The sequence below is a fragment of the Streptomyces sp. genome (assembly GCF_036566765.1).
Classification (GTDB): domain Bacteria; phylum Actinomycetota; class Actinomycetes; order Streptomycetales; family Streptomycetaceae; genus Streptomyces.
Genome location: NZ_DATCVQ010000235.1, coordinates 1 through 8,532, shown reverse-complemented (window position 1 = coordinate 8,532; position 8,532 = coordinate 1). Strand labels below are relative to the sequence as shown.

At 71.4% G+C, this 8,532-nt stretch carries 8 protein-coding genes; 5 read left to right on the top strand and 3 right to left on the bottom strand.

All coding sequences use genetic code 11. The features are described from left to right. The 5 genes from VIU94_RS13405 to VIU94_RS13385 form a co-directional block, all read left to right on the top strand. Positions 1–886, top strand: an 886-nt coding sequence (locus VIU94_RS13405) for a DUF4139 domain-containing protein (RefSeq protein ID WP_331911024.1), incomplete at its 5' end; no start/stop codon positions are given. An 8-nt stretch (positions 887–894) separates the two neighbouring features. Beyond that, positions 895–2,457, top strand: coding sequence for a mucoidy inhibitor MuiA family protein (locus VIU94_RS13400; protein WP_331911022.1), 1,563 nt, complete (start codon positions 895–897; stop codon positions 2,455–2,457). Positions 2,458–2,611: 154 nt separating this feature from the next. Next, complete coding sequence (locus tag VIU94_RS13395; RefSeq protein WP_331911020.1) at positions 2,612–3,700, top strand: substrate-binding domain-containing protein; 1,089 nt, start codon at positions 2,612–2,614, stop codon at positions 3,698–3,700. Between the two features lie 69 nt (positions 3,701–3,769). Then, a complete protein-coding gene (locus VIU94_RS13390) occupies positions 3,770–4,549 on the top strand; it encodes an ATP-binding cassette domain-containing protein (RefSeq protein ID WP_331911018.1) in 780 nt (259 codons plus the stop codon). Further along, positions 4,546–5,841 (top strand): sugar ABC transporter permease, encoded by a 1,296-nt coding sequence (locus VIU94_RS13385; RefSeq protein ID WP_414720941.1) that lies wholly within the window; start codon positions 4,546–4,548, stop codon positions 5,839–5,841. The genes VIU94_RS13390 and VIU94_RS13385 overlap by 4 nt, the downstream gene beginning before the upstream one ends. 91 nt (positions 5,842–5,932) lie before the next feature. Here VIU94_RS13385 and gdhA read toward each other — a convergent pair whose 3' ends face one another. The 3 genes from gdhA to VIU94_RS13370 all read right to left on the bottom strand — a co-directional run. Continuing rightward, positions 5,933–7,279 (bottom strand): NADP-specific glutamate dehydrogenase, encoded by a 1,347-nt coding sequence (gdhA, locus tag VIU94_RS13380; RefSeq protein ID WP_331911016.1) that lies wholly within the window; start codon positions 7,277–7,279, stop codon positions 5,933–5,935. A 60-nt stretch (positions 7,280–7,339) separates the two neighbouring features. Beyond that, the gene (locus VIU94_RS13375; protein WP_331911014.1) at positions 7,340–7,567 is read right to left on the bottom strand and encodes a hypothetical protein; all 228 of its coding nucleotides are present in this window, start codon (positions 7,565–7,567) and stop codon (positions 7,340–7,342) included. A gap of 157 nt (positions 7,568–7,724) precedes the next feature. Next, positions 7,725–8,532: Ig-like domain-containing protein (locus tag VIU94_RS13370; RefSeq protein ID WP_331911012.1), on the bottom strand; the 808-nt coding region annotated here is incomplete at its 5' end.

Sequence of the window (8,532 nt, the reverse complement as noted above, 5' to 3'; positions counted from 1 at the left end):
ACCCGCACCCGGCGCGGCCGCGCCGCCTCCGCCGCCTCCCGCGCCCGGTCCGCCGCAGCCGAGCGAGAGCGAACTCGACTACGCCGCGCTCGTCCTGAGCGGCCCCGACGAGCAGGGCGCTCGGAGAGGCCGGCTGTTTCCCGGGGCTCCCGTCGACGCCGTCGCGGCCGAGTACCGCCGCCGCGCCGAAGCGGTGGCCGCGCTGCCGCTGCCCGGACACGCCGTGCGGCCGCGCGAGTCGGCGGGTTCCTTCGACCACCGCTTCGATGCCGCCGCCCGCGCCGACATTCCGTCGGACGGCGCGTGGCACACCGTCACCGTCGGCGAGATTCCGGTCGGTCTGCGGACCGAGTACCTCTGCGTGCCGTCCGTGGAGCAGACCGTGTACGCGACGTTGGTACTCTCCAACGCCACCGACCAGGCTCTGCTGGCCGGCCCGGTGGAGGTGACCGTCGACGACGACTATCTGCTGACCGCCGCACTGCCCACGCTCGCCCCCGGCGGGGTCCGCCGGGTGGGGCTCGGGCCCGCCGAGGGCATCCGGGTCACCCGCCGTACGCACCTGAACGAGTCGACCTCAGGCCTGCGCAACAACATCACCGTGCTCGACCACCGCGTCCACGTGGAGCTGGCCAACCGGCTCGCGGGGCCCGTCACCGTCGAGGTCCGCGAGCGCGTGCCGGTCACCTCGGAGCCGGACGTCCGCATCGAGGAGCGGGCCGACTGGACCGCGCCCGAGGACGGCGCGGGGCCGGAGGAGCATGCCCCGGGCACCCGCTTCTGGCGGGTGGACCTGCCCGCCGGCGGCACCGCCGCCCTCGACGGCGGCTTCGAGATCCGCATCCCGGCCGGCAAGGCCCTGACCGGCGGAAACCGCAGGAGCTGACGCACATCATGTCCATCGCCCCGGAGCCGATCGCCCTCCCCGTCACCGCCGTCACCTGCCTGGAGGACCGCGCCCACGTCGAGCGCACCGTCGTGCTCGAACTGGAGGCCGGAGTTCAGCGGCTGCGGCTCGGGCCGGTCAGCGCGCTGGCCGTCGACCGCACCCTCCACGCCGAGCTGACGTCCGATCACCCGGCCACCGTGCTCGACGTGCGGATCGTCCGCAGTTGGACGCCGCGCGGGCCGCTGCCGTCCCCCGACGACGACTCCGCCCTGCGCAGCCACGTGCACGCCCTCGAAGAGGAGCGGCTCGACCTGGAGCGGCGACGCGACCGGTTGCGCGCCCGCCTCGATCTGCTGGGCCGCCTCGCGGCCGATGTGCTGCGGGAGATCGGCGAGGGCGCGGGCTCCGGGGAGACCGAAGTGCCGCGCTGGGCCCGCGAGTTGGACCGGGTGGACGACGAGCGCGACGCGTACGGCGAACAACTCCGCGCCGTCGAGGCCCGACTGGCCGCTGTCGACGTCGAACTCGGCGAGACCTGGGAGGCCATGGCGCTCTCCGAGGCCGAGCCCGCCGAGCTGGTCGGTCACGTCGAACTGACCGTGCAGGCCGCGGTCTCCGGGCCGGTGGAGCTGCGCCTGAGCCACCTCACCCCGTGCGCCCTGTGGCGGCCCGCCTACCGGGCCGTGCTCGACGGGGACTCCCTGACGCTGGAGACCGACGCCATGGTCTGGCAGCGCACCGGCGAGGACTGGTCGGACGTACGGCTGACGCTGTCGACGGCCCGGTCGTCGCTGGCCACGGATCCGCCGCGGCTTGTCGAGGACCGGCTCACGCTCAAGGACCGCTCCGCCGCGGAGCGCCGCACGGTCGACGTCGAGCTGCGCGAGGAGGAGATCGCGACCCTCGGCCCGGCCGCGGTCCTCGGTCTCCCGGGTCTCGACGACGGCGGCGAGGCCCGCGTGCTGCACTCCCCCGGACCTGTCTCCGTGCCGGGAGACGGCCGCGCCCACCGGGTGCCGCTCTCCGCCTTCACCACGGCCGCGAGCAGCGAGTACGCCTGCTCGCCCGAGCTGTCCCCGCTGGTCACCCAGGTGGTGCGGTTCGACAACCTGTCGGGCCATGCCCTGCTCGCGGGCCCCGTGGACCTGGTCCGCGGCAGCGGATTCAGCGGCCGCGGCACGCTGGACTTCACCGCCCCCGGGGCCCCGTGCGAGCTCGCCTTCGGCAGCAGCGACGACTACCGGGTGACCCGGCATGCCGAGGAGTCGCGGGACTCCGCCGGAATCACCCAGCGGACCGTCGTCACCCGCACGGTCCGGCTGCACCTGTCCCGCTTCTCCGCCCCCGGGGAGCAGGGCGAACGACGCGTCGTCCTCAGGGAGCGCATCCCCGTCTCCGAGGTGTCGGCCGTCGAAGTGCGACTCGACGCGAAGGCCTGCTCCCCGGCCCCCGACGCACTCGACGCCGAGGGCATCGCCCGCTGGGACATCCCCCTCCCGCCCGGCGGCCGCCGCACGGTCACCCTGGTCTACGAGCTGTCGGCAAAGGCGAAGGTCACCGGTCTCTGAGCGCTGCGGGTCCGTCGACCACGGGGCGGGCGGCACGGCATCACCCGCTTGCCGGTCCTCAGGTTGACGCTAATGTCGATATATAGGCCACATGTGCATCCCCTGTCCCGCGCCCACAAGGCAAAGGGAGGGGAGGTACGAAAGGAGCCTCACAATGACCCGTACATTGCGAGCCGCGATAGCCCTGGCCGGAGCCGCAGCCCTGTCCCTCAGCGCGGTGGCGACCAGCGGAGCGGCCCAGCCGGGCGCGGGGAGCGAGAAACAGGACGTGAGGATCGGCCTGCTGCTCCCCGAGAGCAAGACCACGCGCTACGAGAAGTTCGACCGGCCGTACATCGAGCAGAAGATCAAGGAACTGGCGCCGGACGCGCAGATCGACTACTACAACGCCGCCGAGAGCGCCACCACCCAGCAACAGCAGGTCAACACCGCTCTCGCCAAGGGTGACAAGGTCCTCATCCTGGACGCCGTGGACGCGAAGTCGATCCAGTCCTCCGTGCAGAAGGCCCGTGACGCGGGCGTCAAGGTCGTTGCGTACGACCGTCTCGCGCAGGGGCCTGTCGACGCCTACGTCTCGTACGACAACAAGAAGGTGGGCAAGCTGCAGGGCGAGGCGCTGCTCGCCGCGCTCGGCGACAAGGCCGAGACCGGGCAGATCGTCATGCACAACGGCTCGCCGACCGACCCGAACGCGGCCGAGTTCAAGGCCGGCGCGCACTCGGTCCTGGACGGCAAGGTGAAGATCGGCAAGGAGTACGACACGCCGAACTGGGACCCGAACAACGCCAACCAGCAGATGTCCGGCGCCATCAGCGCACTCGGCAAGGACAAGATCGTCGGCGTGTACTCGGCCAATGACGGGCTGGCCGCCGGCATCGCCACCGCGCTCAAGTCCGCCGGCATGAACGTGCCGCTGACCGGCCAGGACGCCCAGCTCGACGCGATCCAGCGGATCCTGCTCGGCACCCAGACGATCACGATCGAGAAGCCGTACAAGCCGGAGGCCGACATCGCGGCGACGATGGCCGTCGACCTCGCCGAGGGCAAGAAGCTCCCCGCCGACCTCACGCCCATCACCGTCACCAGCGGCAGCGGCGAGAAGGTCCCGTCCACGCTCCTGACGCCGGTCGTGGTGAACAAGGACAACATCAAGGACACGGTCGTGAAGGACGGGCTGTACACGGTCGACGAGATCTGCACGCCGACCTATGCGGCGGCCTGCAAGGAGGCCGGTCTCGAGTAGCCGCCAGGCGTTTCATCCCGGTGGGGCGGAGCGGCCCGCGTGAGCGGGCGAGCGGAGGAGGCGGTTCCTTTGCCGGAATCACCTGTGCTCGAACTGCGGGGGATCTCCAAGCGGTTCGGCGCCGTCCAGGCGCTGAAGGACTTCGATCTCGAGGTCCACTCCGGCGAGGTCGTTGCGCTCGTCGGTGACAACGGCGCCGGCAAATCCACCGCCGTCAAGGCGATCGCCGGGGTGAACCCGCCCGACGAGGGCGTGATCGAGTGGCAGGGGCGGCCGGTCTCCATCGACCGGCCGCACGACGCCCAGAACCTGGGCATCGCGACAGTCTACCAGGACCTCGCTCTGTGCGACAACCTTGACGTGGTCGGCAACCTGTTCCTGGGCCGCGAGCTTCGCCGCTTCGGGATCCTCGACGAGGTCCGCATGGACCAGCGCTCGCACGAGCTGCTGGACACCCTGTCCATCCGCATCCCGAGCGTCCGCATCCCCGTCGCCTCCCTCTCCGGCGGTCAGCGCCAGACGGTGGCGATCGCCCGCTCGCTGATCGGCCATCCCAAGGTCGTCATCCTCGACGAACCGACCGCCGCGCTGGGCGTGGAGCAGACCGCCGAGGTGCTCGACCTGGTCGAGCGGCTCCGCGAGCGCGGCCTCGGCACCATCCTGATCAGCCACAACATGGTGGACGTGATGGCCGTCGCCGACCGGATCGCCGTCATGCGGCTCGGCCGGAACAACGGCTTCTTCGACAAGCGCTCCACCACCACCGAGGAGATCATCTCCGCCATCACCGGGGCGACCGATAGCGCCGTCACGCGCCGCCAGGCCCGCAAGCGGGAGGAGGAGCGATGAACGGTGACCGAGACCGCGCCGATGCCTCCCGAGGCCCCGAGGACGTCACCCAGGAACCGGCGCCGGGTGCCATGCCGGCCGTCGACGCCCGCCTCCTCGTCCGCGAGGAAGGCGTCAAGGGGTACCTCGGGGAGTTCCGGCGCAAGCTGCGCAGCGGCGAGCTGGGATCCCTCCCCGTCGTCCTCGCGGTGATCATCATCTGGACCGTGTTCGGGAGCCTGAACAGCACGTTCCTCTCGGCGCAGAACCTGTCGGACCTCAGCCAGCAGATCGTCGGCACCGGCATGATCGCCGTCGGCATCGTCTTCGTCCTGCTGCTCGGCGAGATCGACCTCTCCGTGGGCTCCGTCAGCGGGCTGTGCGCCGCCATCTTCGCCGTCCTCAACGTCCTGAACGGCATGAACCAGTGGCTGGCGCTCCTGATCGCCATAGGCGGCGGCGCGGCCGTCGGCCTCATCCAGGGATTCTTCTTCGCCAAGGTGGGGGTACCGGCCTTCGTCGTGACCCTGGCCGGAAACCTCGCCTGGAACGGACTGATGCTGCAGGTGCTCGGCACCAGCGGCACGGTGAACATCCCCAGCGAGAGCGTCGTCTCCAAGCTGTACTCGACCATCTTCCACAGCCCGGCCGCCGCCTATCTGACCGCGGCCGTCGGCGTGGGGCTGTTCCTGGCGGCCTCGCTCCTGGACGCCAGGCGCCGCCGGGTGGCCAGAGTGCCGTCGCGGCCGATCGCCGAGATCGTGCTGCGTACGGCGGTCCTCGCCGCGATCGCGTTCGTCACCGCGTACATCCTCAACCAGTACCAGGGCCTGCCGCTGGCGCTCCTGATCTTCCTGATCCTGCTGGTCGTCCTGGACTTCGTGCTGCGGCGCACCACGTACGGGCGCCGGGTCTTCGCCGTGGGCGGCAACATCGAGGGAGCGCGCAGGGCGGGCATCAGCGTGCCGTTCGTCCGCATGACCGTCTTCTCGATCGCGGGAACCATGGCGGCGATCGGCGGGATCTTCCTGGCCGGGCAGATCCAGTCCGCGAGCCAGACGTCCGGCGGCGGAAACCTGCTGATGAACGTGATCGCCGCGGCCGTCATCGGTGGCACGAGCCTGTTCGGCGGGCGCGGCACGGTCTGGTCCGCGCTCCTCGGCGCCCTGGTGATCGGCTCCATCCAGTCGGGCATGAACATCATGGGTGTCAGCAACGCCGTCCAGTTCATGATCACGGGATCGGTCCTGCTGGCCGCCGTGGTCGTCGACTCGCTGTCCCGCCGCACCCAGAAGGCCGCGGGCCGCGCCTGATCCGGCATCCTGCAGGCACGGACAGCCCGCCTCGCGCGCCGGACGGTGTGCGAGGCGGGCTGCTGCACCGCCCTCCGCGAGCGCGGTGTCCTCAGATGACGCCCTGCGCCGTCATCGCCTCCGCCACCCGCAGGAACCCCGCCACATTGGCGCCGAGCACGTAGTCCTCGGCGTTGCCGCCGTACGCCTCGGCCGTCGCCCGGCACTGGGAGTGGACGCCGCGCATGACCGTGGCGAGCCGCAACTCGGTCTGCTCGAAGGACCAGCTGTCGCGAGACGCGTTCTGCTGCATCTCCAGCGCCGAGGTGGCCACGCCACCGGCGTTGGCGGCCTTCCCGGGGCCGAAGAGGACCCCGGCCTCCCGGAACACCTTCACCGCCTCTGGGGTGCAGGGCATGTTCGCGCCCTCGGCGACGGCGAGAACCCCGTTCTTGACCAGGGCCACGGCGTCGTCGCGGCCCAGTTCGTTCTGGGTCGCGCAGGGCAGGGCGATGTCGCACGGAACGTCGTACACCGTGCCGCGGGCCGAGAAGCGCGCGGTCGGCCTCGCCTCCGCGTACGCGGAGATCCGGGCGCGGCGCACCTCCTTGACGTCCTTGAGCAGCTCCAGGTCGATGCCGTCCTCGTCGACGAGGTACCCGGATGAGTCGCTGCAGGCCACCACCCGGCCGCCCAGGGCATGCACCTTCTCTGCGGCGTACACGGCCACGTTCCCGGATCCGGAGACCACCACGCGGCGCCCGTCGAAGCTCTGGCCGCGCGTGGTGAGCATCTCCTCGGCGAAGTACACCGCGCCGTAGCCCGTGGCCTCGGTGCGGACGTGAGAGCCGCCCCAGCCCACCGGCTTTCCGGTGAGGACGCCGGACTCGTAGCGGTTGGTGATCCGCTTGTACTGGCCGAAGAGGTAGCCGATCTCCCGCCCGCCCACGCCGATGTCCCCGGCGGGAACGTCGGTGTGCTCGCCCAGGTGGCGGTAGAGCTCGGTCATGAAGGACTGGCAGAAGCGCATGATCTCGCCGTCCGAGCGGCCCTTGGGGTCGAAGTCCGCGCCTCCCTTGCCGCCGCCGATGGCCATCCCGGTCAGCGCGTTCTTGAAGATCTGCTCGAAGCCGAGGAACTTCACGATGCCGAGGTTGACGCTCGGGTGGAAGCGCAGCCCTCCCTTGTACGGCCCGAGGGCGCTGTTGAACTCCACCCGGAAGCCTCGGTTCACCCGCACCGCGCCCTGGTCGTCGACCCAGGGAACCCGGAACATCAGCTGCCGCTCGGGCTCGCACAGCCTTTCCAGGATCCCGGTGTCGGCGTACTCGGGGTGCCGTTCGAGCGCGGGTGCGAGGGACTCCAGTACCTCGGCCGCCGCCTGATGGAACTCCGCCTCCCCGGGGTTGCGTCGACAGACCTCTGTGTACACGGCCTCGATGTGTGCGCTCACGTTCATGGGCTGGGTCTCGCCTTCCCTGATCTCAGAAAGTTCCGTCGTCCGCCACCGGACTGGCACTCACCTGCTGTTGAGGCGGTCCGCGATCCGATCAACCGCCCAAACAGCGCGCAGTGTAGGGGCTTTGAGGAGTGAGGGTGCGAACCGCGAGCGCGCTCGCCCTACGGCGCCGAGGTCGTCGTGCAGCTCGCCGCCGGCGATACGGTCGGCGAGCAGGGTGCCGAGGTAGGGCGACTGGGCCAGGCCGTGGCCGTTGCAGGCCATGACGTGGAAGACATTCTTTGTCACCTCTCCGGCGAGCGGCAGCCACGAGGACGACACCGTCGTACGAGGCCCGTTCCGCCCCGCGCCCCGATCGGTCCTGCCCGGGGAGATGGCCCTCTCCCCAAGCCCCCGTGGTTCGCCCCGGCCCGCGTCGGCGTTCACCGCGGTCGATCCGCCGGTGTCAGCGGCACTGGCCGAAGCGGGGACCGCGCACGGTGGTGCCCGCCAACTCCGGGGCGGGGGTGTTGCCCTCGCACCTCAAGGGTCCGGTGACGGTCACGCCCGACAGCGTGGTGCCGCCCGTGTTGGACTCGAGGGCGACGGCACCGGTGACCGATCCGCCTTCGCACAGGATGACCGGGCCGGCGCTCTCGCGCACGGTCAGCGGACCGCTGATGCGCACGCCGCACAGGGACACGGCGAGAGCGCCGTCGGCGGTGAACGGCCCGGTGAACCCGGCGTCCCAGGCCGCCAGGGCGCCACCGGCCTCGACCCGTACCGGGCCGAACTGCTGAGCTCCGGCCGCGAGGCAGAGCGACTCCCCCGCGGCCACCGTCAGCGCGCCCTCATGGTGTCCGGTCAGGCAGGGACGGCTGAACCCGACGGTGACGGCCACCGGTTCCGGACTGCTGCTCGCGCGGTGCAGGGGGTCGCCTTCGTACCGGGCGGTGATCGCGTGGCTCCCCGGCCGCAGGACCGGCGTGCGCAGCACGGCCCGCCCGTCCGTGAGCGGCGCCGTGCCGAGCGGTGCGTCGCCGTCGAACAGGACGACGCTGCCGGTCGGGGTGGCGCCGGCGGAGGAGGTGACCTCGGCGGTGACGGTCGTGGAGTGCCCGTACAGCGGGGTGGTGGTGTCCACGGTCAGGGCGAGGACGGTGTCGTACCGCCAGGTGATGACGGCCCGGCCGTCGCCCCGGTTGACGCCGGGGGCCAGGCTCACTTCGGCGGCGCTGGGGTCGGCGTGGCCGCTGCCGCCGCCACCCCCTGCG